The organism is Paenibacillus sp. FSL W8-0919 (genome assembly GCF_038003785.1).
Taxonomy (GTDB): domain Bacteria; phylum Bacillota; class Bacilli; order Paenibacillales; family Paenibacillaceae; genus Paenibacillus_AQ; species Paenibacillus_AQ lactis.
On record NZ_JBBOPV010000001.1, the window covers coordinates 1,301,438 to 1,319,890 of the forward strand.

Below are 18,453 nucleotides of genomic sequence, written 5' to 3' on the forward strand. Positions count from 1 at the left end.
TTTATGTTCTGTATCAAGTTAGTGCCAATGGATTCCAGTAGTCCTGATAGTGGGCAATCCTGCCATCTTGAACTTTGATTACGGATATATAGCTTTGTTCATAAGCTCTTCCTGTGGATAAATTTCTGCCGCTCGCTCCGAACTGAGCAAAGAACACGGGAGCGTCAGCGGCTATATGAATGACTGGTTCTGTGAATGAGGTTATTTCAAGCACCTTTCCCAAATTCTCCAGATACTGCTGCAGCGCCGCTTTCCCGTCCAGACGTTTAGGATTGGGCTCCTGGGCATAAGGAAATTCGAAGACGACATCGTCAGTAAACAAATTGAAAAATGCAGCGTAGTCCTTACGAATATAACGGTCTGCGAAAAGTTGAATGAGCTGTTCAGCTTGCTCGTAAGACAATGTACTCATTTCAGTTGCCTCGCTTTCTTGGAAGAGTGGGTGCCTTATCCAATTAGTGGTAGGTCTAGACCCACTATATCACTTTCCGGACTGAATGGTCAAGTATATTCGGACTGAATGATCAAAAAAATATTTGCTTCTTATCTCTTTACTTTGATAAAAACATTAGTGGCTTTAAGAAGAGGGATAATTGTTAAAGTAGCCCAAAAGTTAGAGCATTGTTTGAGCGGATTGAGGTAATTCTTGCGAAGCAACAAGTATACGGGATAATTTCGCGGTTGGATAATAAGGGAAATGAAACCTTCGGGTTCAACCTCGCAAGAAAGAACTCTCCGAGTCTGGAGAGTTCTGTTTATTGAGTACGATCGACTTATCCATCTTAAGAATGACATCAAAAAGCGGGGTCAATTAAAGAGATAAAGTATCCAGCGGTATTTCAAATGCACGTTTAATAACCAACCCGGCAGAAAGCTTTGTTTCATCCGGTTTGTTATCAAGGTAGATCAATTGTACGTTATTAACTGTCACAGGCAGCTGGTGCATCACCCTGGCTCTAATCTCGTTGAACATTTCAGGACTGATGGTATGAATAACTCGGCCCGTTATAAGCAGACTGTCTGGATTTATGAATGTAATGATATTGGTAACGGCGGTCGCGATACCATCAACGATTTTTTCGTATAAACTAAGGAACTTGGGATCTCCAGTTCTTATGCCTTCTGCGAACTCCTCTAGTGTGCATTTGATGGAAACGCTAAGTCCGCTGCTGGAAGCCAGCGTCGTTAAGCATCCGGATCTGCCGCAATGGCATGGATAGGCATCTTCTCCATAGAAGCCTTTATAATGCCCGAATTCACCTGCAACAAAGCTTGATCCTGCAATAATTTGTTTATCATGGACGATCGCGCCGCCTGTACCATAATCAAACTTGATTGTGATATTGTTATTGGAATCCTTCAAGCAGCCGTTCATATTCTCGTTGACAGAGAGAAGATTGACATCGTTCTCGATATATACTGGAATGTTATATTTGTCTTCAAGCAGCTGCTTGAGTGGAAGGCGATGAACGCCTATGCCGGGTGTCCGTAGAACGATGCCATGCTGTGAATCGACCAGGCCCTGCATACTGATTCCGATCCCTTTAACTTTGGAGGTGTTGGGCACCTGGGTGAGCAGCTCATCGATAACTTCATGCAACAGCTGCATCAGCACATCTATAGAACCATATTTGTTGCTCGTGCGTTCTGCGGATGCGACAGCTTCTTGACGCAGATTGAACACTTTTCCACGAATGTATTTGCCGGCGAGCTCAAGACCGATGGCGTAAAAGTGGCCGCTGTTGATATGAAGGCCGACTCTTTTCCTTCCGCTGCCTGCCTCCAAGTCGATAAGCTCCCCTGTCACGATTATTTTTTCCTTCAACAGGCGATTCACGATATTGGTTACCGTTTGTCTGCTTAGGCCAGTCTTTTCCGCAAGCTCTACGCGAGAGATCGGCCCCTCTGAATAAATGAGAAAAAGAACCTTCTGCTGATTAATTGATTTTAATAACATATGGCTGGTTTGTTTAACCGAATCACTCACAATATGCATCCTCTTTCCAACAACGTTTTATATAATATAGATTCAAAACATTTGACAAATTAGGAACATAATTTACTTCAAGTGTAGCATTAATACAAGGCGAATAAAAGTTGCAAGTTCGTTTAATTCAACGAGCATATCATTTAAATTTTCATAAAAACGACGATAGATGGCGGTATTATACGGTATGAGACAGATCAATACGAAAAGTTTTAATCCAAAAACACAGCGAATTGTATTGACATTGCAATAAAAAAGGATATTATATTTGTAAACTGATTTGATTAAATATAACTAAATGACGCCTAAAGGAGTAAGTAATGGTATGGATCGGATGGATAATTGCAATAGCAGCGATGACGGTGCTGGCTTACATATGTTGGCTGCATGCAGTTATATTACAACCTGGCAAAGCAGATGCACTTATTGTACTTGGCTATGTAACCAAAGACGGCCGAATACACCCTTTGCTTAAGGAAAGACTGGATGAGGCATACGAACGATTTCAGCAGTTTGGGCACAAATACATCATTGTATCGGGGGGAGCAGTTGGTTCACGCCAATCGGAGGCAGAGCTGATGAAGGAGTATCTGGTTGATAAGGGCGTTCCGGCGAAAAGAATATTAAAAGAAGACAAGTCACACAACACCGTTCAGAATTTAATCTTTAGCAAGCAATTGATGGAGCAGTACCAGCTAAAATCTTTTATGATCATAACAAATTTATTTCATGTCCGCCGCACGAAGTATATTATGCATCGTCTTGGCATGAAAGGCGGTTTCAGCGCTAATCGAAGCCTTAGAAGCGTTGTGGGGTTCCAGCTCAAATTAACATTGTTAGAAATTCGGGCATTTCGGTTAACTCTCCCCATTATTAAGAGGATCATCAATGATCAAAACAATTGATAAAAAGGTTGACAGGCAGCCGATAAGTGATTAATATGAAAGCGTTTACAGATTTGTTGGAGGTGAGGCTTAAGAGGCTATAAGCCAGAAGTTGTTTACAAATTATTAACCCTGATTTGATAGGTAACTAACAAATCATAGTTATGCTTAAATAGTTAATCCAATTTATTTATTAATTAACGGGGGGCGAAATAATGTTTAACGGAAAAATGAAACGATTCATGAGCACGGGTGTTGCAGCGTTATTATCTTTAACCATGCTGGCTGGTTGCGGTGGAAACAGCGGAAAGAACGAGGCTAACCCAAGTACAACTCCTGCTGGTTCGGATAAGCCGGGTGTATCTGCAGAAGTTGAGACTTACGAGAATGGATTGCCGAAGAATGAGGAAGTAACGCTAAAGGTAGGCTTCTTTGTAGGAGGATATGGCCGGGAATGGTTCGATTATGCGGTTGAATCGTTCACAGCCAAGTATCCAAATGTCAAAATAGACATCACAGCTTCAGCTGATATGAAGACGATTCTTTCTACAAAAATCTCTGCAGGCAATGATAATGACATGTTTGATCTATTCAATACAGAGCCGTCTGGAGGTATTGTTGGGCTCGCTGAAGCCGGCAAGCTTGAACCAATGGATGACATTTGGGACTTCCCTCTTCCAGACGTACCGGACAAAAAGGTCAAGGACCTTATGATGCCTGGCATGTACGAGTCAACGCCGCTGATCAATGGGAAACGATATGAATTTACTACGGCGAGCAGCTTTGGCGGGTTGTTTTTTAACAAAAAGCTATTCGAAGAGCATGGCTGGAACCAAAACCCGAACACATGGGACGAATTTAAAACACTACTAGCAGACATTAAAGCGGACGGGATTGCTCCCATTACGTTCCCGGGCATTCATCCAAGCTACCATAACTGGGCTTTCGGAACAGCCAAAAATTTTGAGCTGGCTGATATCAATGGCCATGTCGATGAATTCATCGAAAATTATAGAACTTATGGTCTGCCGCAATACACAAATCCAGAGACGGTTGAAACCTGGACGCGCTTCTATGAGCTTGGCAAGCTAGGATATTTTGCAGAAGGACTTCCGGCACTGAACCATACGCAATCGCAAATGCAGGTTATTCAGGGGCAAGCCGCGATGGTATCCACAGGGACACATGTCGAGAATGAGATGAAGGAAGCAACGCCTGCGGATTTCGACTGGGGCTTCATGGCGGTTCCTTTCAGAGATAACACGGATCAAACGCTTTGGATTCGAAGCGGAACTTCAAACTTCAATTATATCTGGGCAGCTAAGCCGGAACTGAACAAAAAGTGGGCTAAAGAATTGATCGCATGGCTGGTTACGCTTGAAAATCAACAATTTGCTGCCGAAAAAGCAGGTGCTTTGCCAATGCGCAAGGATTTAATGGAGGATCCTTCCAGAGCGGCTAACCTTTCGAGCTCTGCTCAATCTGTTCTGAAGTACATAGCAGATAATAAGGCTCAGACTTTTAAAGCAAGTCGGTCTATCAACATTTCCGATCCGAATCTTGCTCAAGCCGAAAAATTAATGAATGAGAATATTGTGAAATTTGCTATGGGCATGCAGGATCCGAAACCGATTCTGGAGCAAGCTGAAGAGCTGCTGAAGAAAGCTGTAGAGGCTGAAAAGAAATAATAAGACATGTTGGAGCGGGGAAGATTCATCTCCGCTCTTCCGTTTTAACTTCTGTGAACCTAGCTTTCACACTGTTCTTGACTCACTTCGTGATCAAAAGACGGCTTTTTGAACAGCCCTTTTATAAACGCTAGTAAGATAGGAGTTGACCTCTCGTGTCAGATTCAACCATTGTGACGACACCAAAAGCCCCAGTGCGCAAGCGTTTGGGGCTAGATAAAGCGAATACGCAGAAGTGGATATTTCTGATCATAGCCATCGTACCTCCCTTTGGCGGCTATTTGCTTTTTACGTTGTTTCCGAACATTTTATCCGTTTATTATGCGCTGCTCAATTGGGACGGGTTTACGGATGCCACGTTTGTCGGGCTGTCCAATTTCGCCACTGCATTCCAAGATAAGTATGTGTGGCGCGCGCTTACCCACAACTTGATTTTTATGATAACAGTGCCTTTCTTTGTTATTATCATCTCCTTGCTTCTTGCCTATTTAATTACCAATAAAACGTATAAAGAAAATAAATTTTTGAAGGTATTGTTTTTCTTCCCGAATGTTTTATCTACGGTCGTAGTCGCTCTACTCTGGGCTTTCATTTATGACGGATCGTACGGTTTGCTGAATGGGATCCTTAAGTTCATCGGAATTGATACCGGGAATTTCTATTGGCTGGGCAATGAAAGCACGGCACTTGTATCCATTATTCCAGCATGGGTTTGGGGCGGCGTCGGCTTGTATGTCATTATCTTTGCTAATGCGATGCTGGGGATTCCCAAGTCATTGTACGAGGCGGCGATTCTTGAAGGAGCCGGACATATGACACGCTTGTTTAAAATTACAATGCCGCTCGTTACGCCAATTATCCGCGTCAGCGCTTTGTTCCTCGTCGTTGGCACAATGAAGGGCTTCGAAATCATCCTCATTATGACAAATGGGGGCCCATACGGGTCGACGGATGTTATTGGCCTCTACATGTTTAACTTAGCCTTTGGCATAGAATATCGGAATTATGGCTACGCTTCCGCAGTCGGTATGATTCTGTTCGTTATCTTAGTAACAGCCAAGCTGTTAATCGATAAATTTGTGCCGAACAAAGGCTACGAGTATTAGTTTCCATATGAAGGTTCGGAGGGATACCGTTGAAGGAAAAACGAACGTTAATGGACATTGTGTGGCGTGTGGTGCTGTATGCCTGGTCGCTGACTATAATATTTCCTTTAATCTGGGTTATTTATGAATCGCTGAAGAGCAACCCTGAGTTTTTTAAAGATATATGGGCGCTGCCTTCGGAACTCAGATGGCAGAATTATTCGAAGGCTTGGAATCAATACGGTTTTGGGCAATCACTCTTAAATACCCTTTATTATGTTGGCGGAAGTCTGGTGCTTGGAATTTTCTTTACGACAATTAACGCCTATGCGCTAACTCGAATGCAGTTCAAAGGTAGAAAACTGATCTGGGGTTTGATTATGTTGTCTCTGTTTCTTCCAGGCATCAATGCGCTTGTACCCCAGTATGTCATTATGCGGGAATTGAGTCTGACCAATAGCTTGACGGGATTAATTCTCCTGTCCAGTTTGGGTGAAAGCGTGTTCTACCTTATGCTGCTCGGAGGATTTATGAGCTCTCTGCCGATGGAGCTTGAGGAGAGCGCAACGATGGACGGTGCGACACTATTCCAAAAGTTTTGGCGTGTTATTGTACCTTTGTCCACACCAGGGATTGTAACCGTTGGCGTATTCAAGTTCCTAGGGTTCTATAACAATTTCTTAGCGCCGTTCATCTATTTGAGCGATCCAAAGAAATATCCTATTGCGGTGCAAATGTATTCTGCGAATAAGCAAATGGAGTTTACTGCCGATTGGGTAACTTTGTTTGCCGGTGTAACCATTGCGATGGTACCGTCCATTATTATTTATATCTTATTCCAAAAACTTCTCATGGAAGGCGCGACGATGGGAGCGGTGAAGGGATGAATATGGTGCAGCAGGTAAAGGCGAAATATAAGCTGATTGCATTGGATCTGGATGGGACTCTTCTGACGGATGAAAAACAGATTACGCAAGAGACCAAAAGGTGGCTTCAATATGCAATAGATCACGGTGTTAAAGTGATGTTCTCTACCGGAAGAGGCTTGCAAACTGCACAGGGTCTTTGGGATGAGCTGGGGCTCGATTCCCCGATGGTGCTGCTCAATGGGGCGGAAATTTGGGAGGGACCGGGCAGGCTTAAGAAGCGAGTCTTCCTCCCTCGGGACACGGTCCGCAATATTCACGCCATTGCTTCCGAGCGGGGCGAGTGGTACTGGGGCTACAGCGTGGAAAGCTTGACGGGCGACAAGGAATGGACGCCTGAGATGTTCGAACGGGATTGGATGAAATTCGGCATCGGCAGCCATGAGCAACAGAAGCTTGCAGAAATTAAGGAAGAGCTGCTCCGTTGGGGGACGCTCGAGGTTACCCGTTCAGCCCCTACTAATATGGAGATTTCAGTAAAAGGAACTACAAAGGAAAGCGGAGTGCAAGAGGTTTGTCAGATGCTGGGCTTGTCGATGTCGGATGTCATTGCGATGGGAGACAGCGACAATGACGCGAAGCTATTGAAGGCAGCAGGTCTCGGTGTGGCGATGGCCAACGGTGAAGATTATATCAAATCCATAGCGGATGTGATGACGGCTACCAACAATGAGGACGGCGTTGCTCAGGCAATTCGGAAATATGTATTCCAAATGGAATAAACACAGGGAACATATTCTAGTAAATATAGTGAGGAAGTAGATATAGATGACCGTTCAATCGAAAGAGATAAACCTGGATCAACTGGGCGGAACGTTATACCCGGAGACAAAAAATAGCGAACAGTTGAGATGGCATTCTCCGCTTGAAGCGCCCTTTCACATCGCGGGTTTCCCTTGGCTTAAGCAGGATGGGATATACAGACGTCTGCCATTGGCTTCCGGGGCTGTATTGCCGCCCGCAGTTGATACGCTTGCTTATTGTACGGCAGGCGGACAAGTTCGTTTTCGCACCAATTCTTCAAGGCTGGTCATAAGGGTGCGTCTTGCCGGACCGGCCAATATGTATCATATGCCGCCTACAGGACAGTGCGGGGTCGACTGCTATCTTGGAGAACCGGGAGAGCAGAGCTTTATCACCACGGCTAAATTCAAGCCTTCGGAAAGTGAATATGAATCCCAGCTTTATCAGTGGGATACAAAAAAGGAGGTGGCCGTCACCTTAAACCTGCCGCTCTACCAAGGAGTAGAGGAGGTGTGGATCGGTGTGGATAAGGATGCGGTCATAAGCGAAGCACCCGCCTATGCAAGCAGTAGGCCCGTCATTATATATGGAACTTCGATTACGCAAGGGGGATGCGCCTCCCGGCCGGGAATGGCTTACTCTAATATTCTCAGCCGTATGATACCGGTTGAGTTCGTCAATCTTGGCTTCTCGGGAAGTGGAAAGGGCGAGCCGGAGCTTGCGCGGATCATGTCGGAAATCGATGATCCGGCTCTATTCATTCTCGATTATGAAGGGAATACGGGCGAGGCGGGGAACATCGCGCGAACGCTGCCCGCCTTCATCCAGATCTTGAGAGATCGGCATCCCGAAGTTCCTATATTAGTAGTCTCAAGGATTAGCACTGCCGAAAACCAGTTCTATATGGAGAGGAGGGAGCTTAATGATCGCCGCAGGCTGATCCAGATCGAGAATGTGGAACAGAGGCGGACAGAAGGAGACCGCAATATCCATTTCGTTGACGGCTTTAAGCTGCTGGGTGATGATTTCGTCAATGATTGTACGGTTGATGGAACACATCCAACGGACCTCGGATTTATGCGCATGGCACAATCGCTAGCACCTGTCGTTAAGCGATTATTGCGACTGTGATTAACAAAGATAGATGATATGAAACAGCCTTCAGACTTCATTTTTTAGTTTAAGGGCTGTTTGTTTATCAGTCAGACACCTGTATTACCATTTAAGCCGAAAAGGAGAGGGTTTGAGTGAAGTTCCAAAGAAGAAGACTGCCTTTCATTGTGCTGGCTTGTATCATCGCGGGGGTTGTTAGTCTTAGTTACGGTAACTTGGTATTCGCGTCTGCAGAGAAAGAAGTTGATGTTTCTAAAAAAGATAGAGCCAAGCACTTAGGAGCTTCACTGTTCAAAGGTCACATGCACTCTCATACTTCACTCAGTGATGGGATATTGCTGCCTAATGATGCTTATAATTTTGTGAAAAGTAATACAGATTTTGATTTTTTTGCAGTGACAGAACACGACGTGACTTATGATATCAGTACGGGCAGTGATTTCATTACGAATGTTCAAGACTCTTATTCAGATGAATACAAGCTGCTGCATGAACAATCGGATGCTCACAATCGTGATTACGAATTTATTACGCTGCCGGGTACGGAAGTGACCTGGTATGATGAATCGGGTCATATCAACTTATTTAATGCCCCATGGTTTGCAAGAACACATGGAGTAGGTGCGGATGGCACTTGGGGCTGGAGCGACATCAAATATGATCTGCCCACCTTTTACGCAAGACTTGCCCAAGATCCGAATGCGATTGCTCAGTTTAATCATCCACGTTTGTCAGGAAATTGGAGTTTCAATGAATTTAAACATTATAATCGAGACGTTGACAGAAACCTTAATCTGATCGAATACAAATCCTCCAATGATTTTGCAGTCTATACCAAGGCATTAGATCGAGGCTGGCATGTTTCGCCTGTGTTTGGCGGGGACGAGCACAAAGGGAATTGGGGAATGGTTCAGCCCCATGTGACCGGTATGTGGGGAAAGAAGCTTACTAGAGAAGGTCTTTATGATGCGATGCGAAACCGCCGCACCTATGTATCATTTGATCGCAACTTAGAAATGGCGGTTTCAGCCAAAGGTCAGATGATGGGGGCGATTCTTCCGCCCAATACAAAGAAAATTAATCTCAAGATACAGATAAGTGACCCTGATGCTAACGATGTGTTGGATAAAGTCGTTGTTTACAAAAACAGCGGTCAAATCGTCAAGGAGTATGGCAACATTGCCAGCAATCAATTTAAACAGGAAGTAACCTTAGCAAGTGAAGATGGGGACTACTTCCTCGTTAGAGCTTTCCAAGCAGACGGTGAAGAAGCTATAAGTGCTCCAATATGGATTGGTGATGAAACGAGAGGTACTGTGCATGCGCCTGAAATCACGGTTCATGGACAATATCCCGAAACGATTATGCTTGGGGATCAAGTGGAAGTGCTGGGCACTTCTGCGACGGATCACGGCGGTCAATCTTTATCGGTTGAGGCCATCGTTCTAAATGACAAGGGAGAGGTAGCCGTAGCAAATCAGCATTTCAAGGTCGACATGTACGGAGAATATTTCATTAAGTATGTAGCCACTGATGCTCAAGGTAATACGCGAGTTGAACTTATCCGGTTACTCGTTGATCAACAGAAGCTGGATGCCGATAAAGTTTTAAATGAATTCCAGCCCATGGTTAATGTAGGTGAAAACGAACATGAAGTAGGAATAAACTTGGTGACGGATAAGGCGTTAGAAACATCGTATGTTCAGTATAAACCAGAGTCAGTGGCGACGTGGGACAATGCTAAAGTAGTACAAGCAGAAGCCTCTTATTTTCAAGCCGCCTATGGTGATACGTATGACAAGAGTAATTATCGCGTGCTTGCAGCTCATGAAGCGAATATAACAGATCTCGACTTAGGGATTAAGTATGAATATCGGTATGGAATGTCACCGACTGGACCTTGGAGCAGCAATTATAGCTTTAGCACCGCGCCAGCTTCAGAGGAAGCCGTTATGTATGTGATGGGGGATCTTGAAGTTCCGGATCGAAATCCGGAAAGCTTCCAGCTCTTTAACAATATGCTGGACGTTCTGAGGGAAAAGAATTCAAACGGACAGACGGTGATTCAAGTCGGAGACTTGGTCGAAAATGGCGGCAATATGTATGCATGGGATGATGTGTTTAGCAACATTTACAACAACGAAAAGGGTCTGATTTCTGCTCACATTGTCGGGGACCGTGAACGTGCGACGGAGCGGAAGCTCGTGCCGTTCTCGGGGTTTTTCAACCTGCCAAAGAATGGTGAAGGCAGTTACCGGGAAACGAATTATTCGTTTGATTACGGCGATATGCACATTGCAGTTCTGAATTCCGTGCTGGATTTTGACAAGCAGCTGTCATGGCTGGAGCAAGATTTGCGGGCAACCGACAAGAAGTGGAAAATCGTGATGGGGCATTATCCTTATTATGGCGGTCAATCCGGTGATGAGACCGGTATGGACATGATGAGAGTGAAATTGTCTCAAGCATTTGAACGGCTTGGTGTCAGTCTGTACATTGGCGGTCATGATCATGTCTACAAGCGGACAACCATACGAAACGGTGTAAAAGATATATCGGAAGAAGCGATGAATCTAGGCACAACTTTTGTGACCGTCGGTTCATCAGGTCCAACGTTCTATGATAATAAATCATTTGACTGGGATCATATTGTTTATGATGAGAATAAGCAGACGGGTGTTATTTTAGAATCTACTGATCGGTCTCTCACGTTGAAAGCTTATAACAGCGACGGTGTTGAAATTGATTCATTTACGATTAAACAACCTGCGAATTATATGAAGTTAACAAGCGCAATTATAGAGAATAATGTCCTAAAGGGCGTAGGGGTTCTGAACTATCCGAGCTCTCTGGAACGTATTACCGTGATCGGGGAGAAGCGTAACCATACAGGTGAACAGCTGTTGGAAACGGTTGTTCAAGAAGCAACACTAGAACATCTCGGACGTGAACAAATCATCTTATTTGATACCTCTCTTTCATTTGGCGATGAACATACGATCATCGTAAGAGTGGTTAATAATCCAATCGATCTAGAGCCGTTAACGGAACCGTTCATAGCTAAAGAAGGAATGCTGGGCGATGGTTCGGAAGGCAATCCCTATCAAATCAAAAGTGCCAGTGGACTCTATAAAATGCTCGAGTTCCCGGACAAACATTTTATTTTAACTCAGGACATTGATGGTAAAGGCATGTTTTTTGAAGCCATTGGCGCGAATGGCACCCCATTTACGGGTACGTTTGATGGGCAAGGGCATTCGATTACAGGTGTTATGGTCTCCTCAGGCGGCGCAGGTCTCTTCGCTATTAATGAAGGAACAATTCGAAATGTAGGAATCCTTGCTGACATTGATGTTCGCCGGAGCAATGTTGGGATCCTGGTGGATCAGAACGATGGGATCGTGGAATTTGCCTACAGCACCGGATCCATTCGAGGCAATTCTACAGTTGGCGGTCTTGTGGGCTACTCGAACGGGATTGTTAGAAATAGTTATTCTACAGCTCGAGTCAATGCACGAGGTAAGCAAGCCGGCGGCGTCATCGGGATTACGAACCGGGGGAGTACAACAGAACAGGTCTATGCAACCGGAGCCGTAATAGCAGAAGAATCAAATGCTGGCGGTATCAGCGGATACGGCTATAACAATACGGTCATTCGAAATAGTATGGCATTAAATCCATCCATTGTGACAGGTACTGCATCGAATCGAATTGTCGGCAGAGTGTTAGCTGGGGAGACGGCAACTTTAGTCAATAACTACGCTGATGAAAATATGTTTGTGAGCAGTGAGAATGTTACGATTGCTGATCCGAACAATGAAAAAGGACAGGGGGTCGGCGTAGAAGTATTTACGAAGCCATCTTTTTACATGGAGACCCTCGGTTGGGATTTTGATTCAATCTGGATCTGGAATGAGGATGCCAAGCGACCATTATTGCAAAGTAGTCTGGAACAAATTAATGAAGATCATATTCCAAAACCGAAGCTTGATCGGAATGAAGATGGGTACTACATCATCCGTTCGGTTCAAGAATTAAAGACGATATCCGAATTCCCAAATGAGAATTATATACTGGCGAATGATCTTGATTTTGAAGGGAAGCTATTTGAGCCCTTATTCAAGGCGACACCATTCCTTGGCACGTTTGATGGAAACAATAAATCCTTAACCAATTTCAAATCAGAAAATGGCGGCTTATTTCATCTCAATGGCGGAACGATTGAAAACATAGCCATGGTTAATGCAAGCGTTACTGGCGGAAGTAATATCGGCATACTCGTTAATACGAACAACGGAATGGTAGTGAATAGTTATGTCACGGGCTCCATCCAAGGCTCCAGCACCGTGGGTGGTCTTGCGGGCTATTCCAATGGCATCGTGAGAAACAGCTATTCTACGGCAGATGTAACGGCCCAGCTGAACCAAGCTGGCGGTCTGATCGGAATTACAAGCGCAGGCAGCTTAACGGAAAACGTGTATGCATCCGGAGCCGTCCAGGCGCTTAGAAGCAACGCAGGCGGAGTGACCGGCTATGGATATAATGATACGGTTGTCAGAAACGTGATTGCTCTTAACCCTTCCGTCGTGACGCCAACGATGGCGAACCGGGTGATGGGACGAGTCCTTGCGGGGCACACAGCAACGCTCGAAAATAATTATGCGTTCGACGGCATGATGGTGGATAAAGAAGGCGAGAGTGTTGCCGCTGCTGACAACCGAAAGGGTTTAGGGCTATCCCAGCAGCAGGTTGAAGACCCTCATACGTATACCGATAGACTGAACTGGAATTTCGAGTCGGTATGGATGTGGAATGATGCTTTAAAGCGTCCGGTATTGAGCGGTAATCCTGAAAAGGTTAGCGAGCCTGTCGTGCCACTGGAAAGAAATGAAGCAGGTTATTACCGGATCAAGTCCATTGCTGATCTGAGCGTTATGGAAAGCTTCCCGGCAGAAAAGTATATTTTGGATAATGATTTGGATTACGCCGGACAACCGGCTGAGTCGCTTTTTAAAGTGATTTCGTTCACTGGTGTTTTGGATGGAAACGGAAAGAAAATCGTTAACTTTAATTCTTCGAGCGGCGGCTTATTCCATCTCAATGGCGGAGTGATTAAGAATATAGCCATGATCGATGCCAGCGTCACTGGTGGGAGCAGAATTGGCATACTCGTCAACACGAACAATGGCGAGATAGAGAATAGTCTCTCAACAGGCTCCATTACAGGCTCCAGCACAGTGGGCGGTCTAGTAGGCTATTCCAATGGTATCGTAAGAAACAGCTATTCAACCGCGGATGTAACCGCTCAGGTAAGTCAGGCCGGCGGCCTAATCGGCATTACGAACTCGGGCAGCCTAACAGAAAACGTGTATGCGTCAGGAACAGTTCGAGCGATTACGAGCAATGCGGGCGGAGTGACTGGATACGGATACAATGATACGGTCGTCAGAAATGTCATTGCCCTGGGCCCTTCGGTTACGGCGCCAACGATGGCAAACCGGGTGATGGGACGTGTTCTTGCGGGGCACACCGCTACGCTCGAAAATAATTATGCATTTGACGGCATGATGGTGGATCGGGAAGGTGTCGCTGAAGGAGCATTAACAACCCTTAAAGGATTGGGGCTATCTGAAACTGAAATAAAGACTCCATCCACCTATACAGACAGGCTAGGGTGGGATTTTAACGCGATTTGGAGATGGGACGATATTGCTAAACGACCTGTTTTACAATCGGTATCAACAGGCAACGAAGAAGAGCCAGTTAGCCTGATTGAGCTTGAGCTCGAAGGAATTTCTACACTGGTCGTAGGAGAGAGTTATCAAACAGTGACTACCGCAGTATATAGTGATGGAAGCCGTGAAAAGGTAGAGACAAACGTCATCTATACAAGCAGTGATCCAAGTATAGCGGAGATCAGCGCTAGCGGTGTAGTAACGGCGATTTCGGAAGGAACCGTACTTATCACGGCAGAGTATAATGGCTTGATTGCAACCTATGAGCTGCAAACCTTGACTCCGAAGCAGATCGAGATGGAGGGAGTCAACCAAGGATTGGATGCGGAAGCAACGCTCCCGTTCACTGCTTCGGCCTTTGTCGCAACGGGGGAGTGGTGGATCGCGAACCGGATGCCGCACCCACCTGGACCGCCTGAAGTGGTGGTCGTTTCAAGCGATAACGAGCTTCTCGTATCCGTGTCGAAGCTTTAATGAAATAGAGGCTGCTCCACCAGTGGAGTGACCCAAAACGGTCAGATATCATATGTATTGGGCAGTTTCATGAAATGAGTCCGGTAATTATACCGGGCTCATTTTCTTTTTATGTCTGCAAGTGATTTATATTGGTGGGTACAGCGTCCTATCTAGATCTGAAATTTATTTGGGATGGATCAGGTCTGCCGTTTACTTTGATACAGGAAGGTTCCGGGCCTCAACCCTTCGATACCGCGCAGCCCCAATTAGCATTGGAATGGAGATCAGAAGACTGACCACAACCGAAACAATGGAACCTTCAAGTCCAAAATCGCCCCCTGTGAGAAGTGTGGCACCGTTCACCTCTACAGTAAACAGACCGGGAGCCGAGTGTCCGGAAACAGGAATGCCTAGCACTCCTTCAATGGCATTCCATGCAAAATGCAGCCCCATGGCAAACCATAAGTTCCGCCGCCACAGGAAGGCCGCTCCGAGCAGAACACCTGCTTCCAGGGCTATGGCGAACCCGCTCCATAATGTTGCCCCTGGATTGCCGAGATGGGCAATTCCAAAGAATAGTGAGGTCACAACGAGTGCGAGCGGTTTCCCCCCCAATCGATCAATGGCTTGAAACATAAGTCCACGAAAGATAAGCTCCTCGACAATGGCTGCTCCTAAAGCTGCCCCAATGGAGGATAGTAGAACAGAACCCGCATTCGCAGAACTTGCCCACTGAAAGGAGTAACCTCCCAGAGCCATAATAATAAAGACGGAGCCTGCAATAAAGATTGTCCCGGTAAGTACGCCCAGCAAGGCCTCAATCCCTGCGCGTTGTCTAGCTATCTCTGGAGTGGAACGCCGGGCCAGGTATGTCAGGGTGAGCTTATAAACCAAGATGGCCAGCAACCCCATCACTAGTGTAAGGGCAAGGGAAATCACCCCATCAACTCGCTCTGTCAGCTGCCGGAACAACGTATACCGATAGCTCCTACAAGCATCCAGACGATGGGAAAGCGCCAAAATGAACTCCAAGCACTTAACTTCCTGCCATTCTGCTTCTGCAGAAGTTCTTTATTTCCGGACATTTTTTTCTTCATTTCTTATCGCCTCTTCTATTGTTTGATGCTATGAGTATAGGCTGAGAAAGTCATAAGAGACAGTGCGCTTTGGTCATCATTTAAGCTATGGCTATTGAGAAAAAAGCCGGTAACTCTAATGAGTTACCAGCTTCTTGGGAATCAGCTTATGAATGATCCAGCATTCCCGAATCTCGGGCTTTACGGGCGGCCTCGCGCCTTCCTTTCACATTCAGCTTTGAATAAATCGTGGAGATATAATTTTTGACCGTTCCTTCACTAAGATACAGCGACTCGGCAATGTCTTGATTACGCAGGCCAGAAGCCAGCTTATGCAGCACTTCCATTTCACGGGCGGTGAGCCCAAATTCGTTATTTTTTGCAAGGGGAGCATTGTTCATGGTCTTGATCATTTTACTCGCCATTTCCTGCGAAATTAAAGTCCCTCCCGCCTGAACCACCCGTATGCCTGCAGCCAGGTCTCTGGGATGAAGGGCTTTGAGCAGGTAACCTTCCGCTCCATGGCTTAACGCTGCTAGCACATACTCTACTTCCTTATAGGAGGTTAGCATGATGATTTTAGTTGCAGGCATCCGCTCTTTAATCAGGGCTGTTGCGGCGACGCCGTCCATGACAGGCATATTGATATCCATCAACACAATATCCGGCAAAAACTGCTCACAGCCCTTCAGTGCCTCTTCCCCATTCTTGGCCAAACCGACAATTTCCAAATCCGGTTCCATGGACAGCACGATATGTAAACTTTCGAGAATCAATTCTTGATCATCAGCAAGCAGCACTTTAATCTTCTCCATGCGGTACCAATCCTTTCAGCGGGATTTCGCATCTGACTTCGGTGATCACTGGAGTTCCCTCCCTGGATGACAGGTGCAAGCTGCCTCCTAACTGCTCAACCCGGTGGTTCATCGTGGTCAAGCCGAAGCCATAATTTAGCTTGTCGATCGGCTTGCCGTTATTTCGAACGGACAATAGTAGGTGGCTCTCGGAAAACCCAAGCTCCAGATGAAGTTGAGTTGCCTTTCCATGTTTTAATGCATTCGTAAAGGACTCCTGGATGACCCGAAGGATTGTTTGCCGTACTTCAAAACGTATCGACCTCTCTGTCCCCGGCAGACTCACAGTCAGGGCCGTACCCGTGTGCTCCCGGAAACGGGCCGCAAGGGATTCAATCTGTCGGATCAGACTGGACTCCTCTTCTTCCCCCATCTCGTGTACGATGTTTCTCATATCGTCCAGATTTTTCTCAGCCAATGCCCTTAAGCGAATTAACCGATCTTTGGCCTCGGCAGGCTTGCTATCCATAAGGGCAATAGAAGCATCAAGACTCAGGATGAGTGAGATAAAGGAATGACCCAGCGTATCATGAAGCTCCTTGGACATGCGGTTGCGTTCTTCAAGCAAAGTCATTTTCTCGATCTCGGCCGAGTAGTGAGTTAAGAGCTTATTTTGATGCTCCACTTCGGCTACCAGTTTATTCTTCTGATCATACGCATTGGCTACGAGGCTTGCCCACATGCCGATGAAGCAGAACAGCAGATTGTCTGTTCCGAGACTTAGGGCTTGCTCCCAGGACAGTCTTAGGGAAGACTGAAAGGAAAAAGGAATGAAAGCAAGCAAGGGAATGATCCAAAGAGATTGCTTAGTTAATAAGTACCCGATTGTAAGACTCGGCAGCAAATAGTCCGCTTTTGAAGTCAGATCCGGATGAATGACAGAATTCACATAATAAGAACCGCCAAGCAATAACTCCAATATGCAAAACCAGACTTTGTTCATCCGGCGCCCAGGAAACCAGAACAGCAAAGGGACGACAAGGGCTGCGCCCAGCCAGGTCACATTTAATAACGTTCGGATCGAAAACTCACTTACCGCCAGAGCCTGGGACAACAGCAAGATATAATGGTACGAACGAAGAGCGAATATGCCCCAATCCATGAAAGATAATATTTTTTTCATAGCATCATTTTACAGGAAATCTATAAACTTGGAACCTCGTATTCCGGCCAGTATAATAAAACTCGGCATTGCAGCTCAATACGATGACCTACGGGTCGTCCCAACCGCGATAAATGTCTTTAATGGTTTCTTGTGTGTCAGAGGCTGATGGCCACTTGCGAGTATGCCTTCGATTTAACCATGACATCGCAGATAAGGTGAAGGAATCGAACGAAGCCCCAAAAATTCTAAAACGCTACTGACATAACGTTGTCAGTAGCGTTTTTTTATTATTGGACAAGTAAATGAAATAAGTAAAAAGCAAGTTTTACAACGGCTGTGGGGCACAGCCAAACCCATTATTAGGAAGGATGATAACTTATGAATTTCGCTTCCGTACGCATCATTACTGACGACGTGGATCGTCTCGTCGAGTTCTATGAGAAAGTCATGGGGGTTTCGGCGGAGCGACCCGCGCCCGTATTTGCCGAACTCGTCTTGCCATCATGCACCCTTGCAATCGGCCACTCCCAAACGGCACAGCTATTCGGCGCGGGTTCCGTAGTGGGGGCCAATAATCGCACTGTCATTATTGAGTTCCGCGTCGATGATGTCGAAGCCGAATATGTGCGCTTGAAGCCATTCGTCGATCATTGGGTAAAGGAACCGACCACGATGCCGTGGGGGAACCGTTCTATGCTGTTCCGCGATCCCGATGGCAATCTGCTTAACCTCTTCGAGCCGGTGACCGAGGAAGCGATTAAACGGTTCAAAGGTAGACATTGACGAACGCTTTTGGGTTG

13 protein-coding genes are annotated in these 18,453 nt (G+C 45.9%); 8 read left to right on the forward strand and 5 right to left on the reverse strand.

Going from position 1 to position 18,453, the window contains the following annotated elements:
- Nucleotides 1–13: 13 nt before the first annotated feature.
- Complete coding sequence (locus NST44_RS05685) at nt 14–412, reverse strand: nuclear transport factor 2 family protein (protein ID WP_007129152.1); 399 nt, start codon at nt 410–412, stop codon at nt 14–16.
- 399 nt (nt 413–811) lie between these two features.
- Nucleotides 812–1,987 carry an ROK family transcriptional regulator gene (locus tag NST44_RS05690; protein WP_340898265.1) on the reverse strand — a complete coding sequence of 392 codons (1,176 nt, stop codon included), beginning with the start codon at nt 1,985–1,987 and terminating at the stop codon, nt 812–814.
- 320 nt (nt 1,988–2,307) lie between these two features.
- Between NST44_RS05690 and NST44_RS05695 the strand changes: the two genes are divergently transcribed.
- The 7 genes from NST44_RS05695 (at nt 2,308) to NST44_RS05725 (ending at nt 14,636) form a co-directional block, all read left to right on the forward strand.
- Entirely contained in the window at nt 2,308–2,892 is a 585-nt protein-coding gene (locus tag NST44_RS05695; RefSeq protein WP_007129150.1) for a YdcF family protein, read from the forward strand.
- 194 nt (nt 2,893–3,086) lie between these two features.
- The gene (locus NST44_RS05700; protein WP_007129149.1) at nt 3,087–4,559 is read left to right on the forward strand and encodes an ABC transporter substrate-binding protein; all 1,473 of its coding nucleotides are present in this window, start codon (nt 3,087–3,089) and stop codon (nt 4,557–4,559) included.
- Nucleotides 4,560–4,714: 155 nt separating this feature from the next.
- The gene (locus NST44_RS05705) at nt 4,715–5,665 is read left to right on the forward strand and encodes a carbohydrate ABC transporter permease (protein ID WP_007129148.1); all 951 of its coding nucleotides are present in this window, start codon (nt 4,715–4,717) and stop codon (nt 5,663–5,665) included.
- 29 nt (nt 5,666–5,694) lie between these two features.
- Nucleotides 5,695–6,531, forward strand: a complete 837-nt coding sequence (locus tag NST44_RS05710; RefSeq protein ID WP_007129147.1) for a carbohydrate ABC transporter permease — start codon at nt 5,695–5,697, stop codon at nt 6,529–6,531.
- Nucleotides 6,528–7,292, forward strand: coding sequence for a Cof-type HAD-IIB family hydrolase (locus tag NST44_RS05715; protein WP_007129146.1), 765 nt, complete (start codon nt 6,528–6,530; stop codon nt 7,290–7,292). The genes NST44_RS05710 and NST44_RS05715 overlap by 4 nt, the downstream gene beginning before the upstream one ends.
- A 46-nt stretch (nt 7,293–7,338) precedes the next feature.
- Nucleotides 7,339–8,445: an SGNH/GDSL hydrolase family protein gene (locus NST44_RS05720; RefSeq protein WP_007129145.1), complete on the forward strand. Its 1,107-nt coding sequence runs from the start codon at nt 7,339–7,341 to the stop codon at nt 8,443–8,445.
- Nucleotides 8,446–8,561: 116 nt separating this feature from the next.
- Nucleotides 8,562–14,636 carry a CehA/McbA family metallohydrolase gene (locus tag NST44_RS05725; protein ID WP_007129144.1) on the forward strand — a complete coding sequence of 2,025 codons (6,075 nt, stop codon included), beginning with the start codon at nt 8,562–8,564 and terminating at the stop codon, nt 14,634–14,636.
- A gap of 192 nt (nt 14,637–14,828) precedes the next feature.
- Here the strand turns inward: NST44_RS05725 and NST44_RS05730 are convergent, their stop codons facing one another.
- The 3 genes from NST44_RS05730 to NST44_RS05740 form a co-directional block, all read right to left on the reverse strand.
- Complete coding sequence (locus tag NST44_RS05730) at nt 14,829–15,650, reverse strand: CPBP family intramembrane glutamic endopeptidase (protein ID WP_340898271.1); 822 nt, start codon at nt 15,648–15,650, stop codon at nt 14,829–14,831.
- Nucleotides 15,651–15,861: 211 nt separating this feature from the next.
- The gene (locus NST44_RS05735; RefSeq protein ID WP_007129142.1) at nt 15,862–16,509 is read right to left on the reverse strand and encodes a response regulator transcription factor; all 648 of its coding nucleotides are present in this window, start codon (nt 16,507–16,509) and stop codon (nt 15,862–15,864) included.
- Complete coding sequence (locus NST44_RS05740) at nt 16,496–17,671, reverse strand: sensor histidine kinase (RefSeq protein ID WP_040738333.1); 1,176 nt, start codon at nt 17,669–17,671, stop codon at nt 16,496–16,498. Before NST44_RS05740 ends, NST44_RS05735 begins: the two co-directional genes overlap by 14 nt.
- 360 nt (nt 17,672–18,031) lie before the next feature.
- On the opposite strand from NST44_RS05740, the gene NST44_RS05745 reads away from it, so the two are divergent.
- Complete coding sequence (locus tag NST44_RS05745; RefSeq protein WP_007129140.1) at nt 18,032–18,436, forward strand: VOC family protein; 405 nt, start codon at nt 18,032–18,034, stop codon at nt 18,434–18,436.
- The last annotated feature ends 17 nt before the right edge of the window (nt 18,437–18,453 follow it).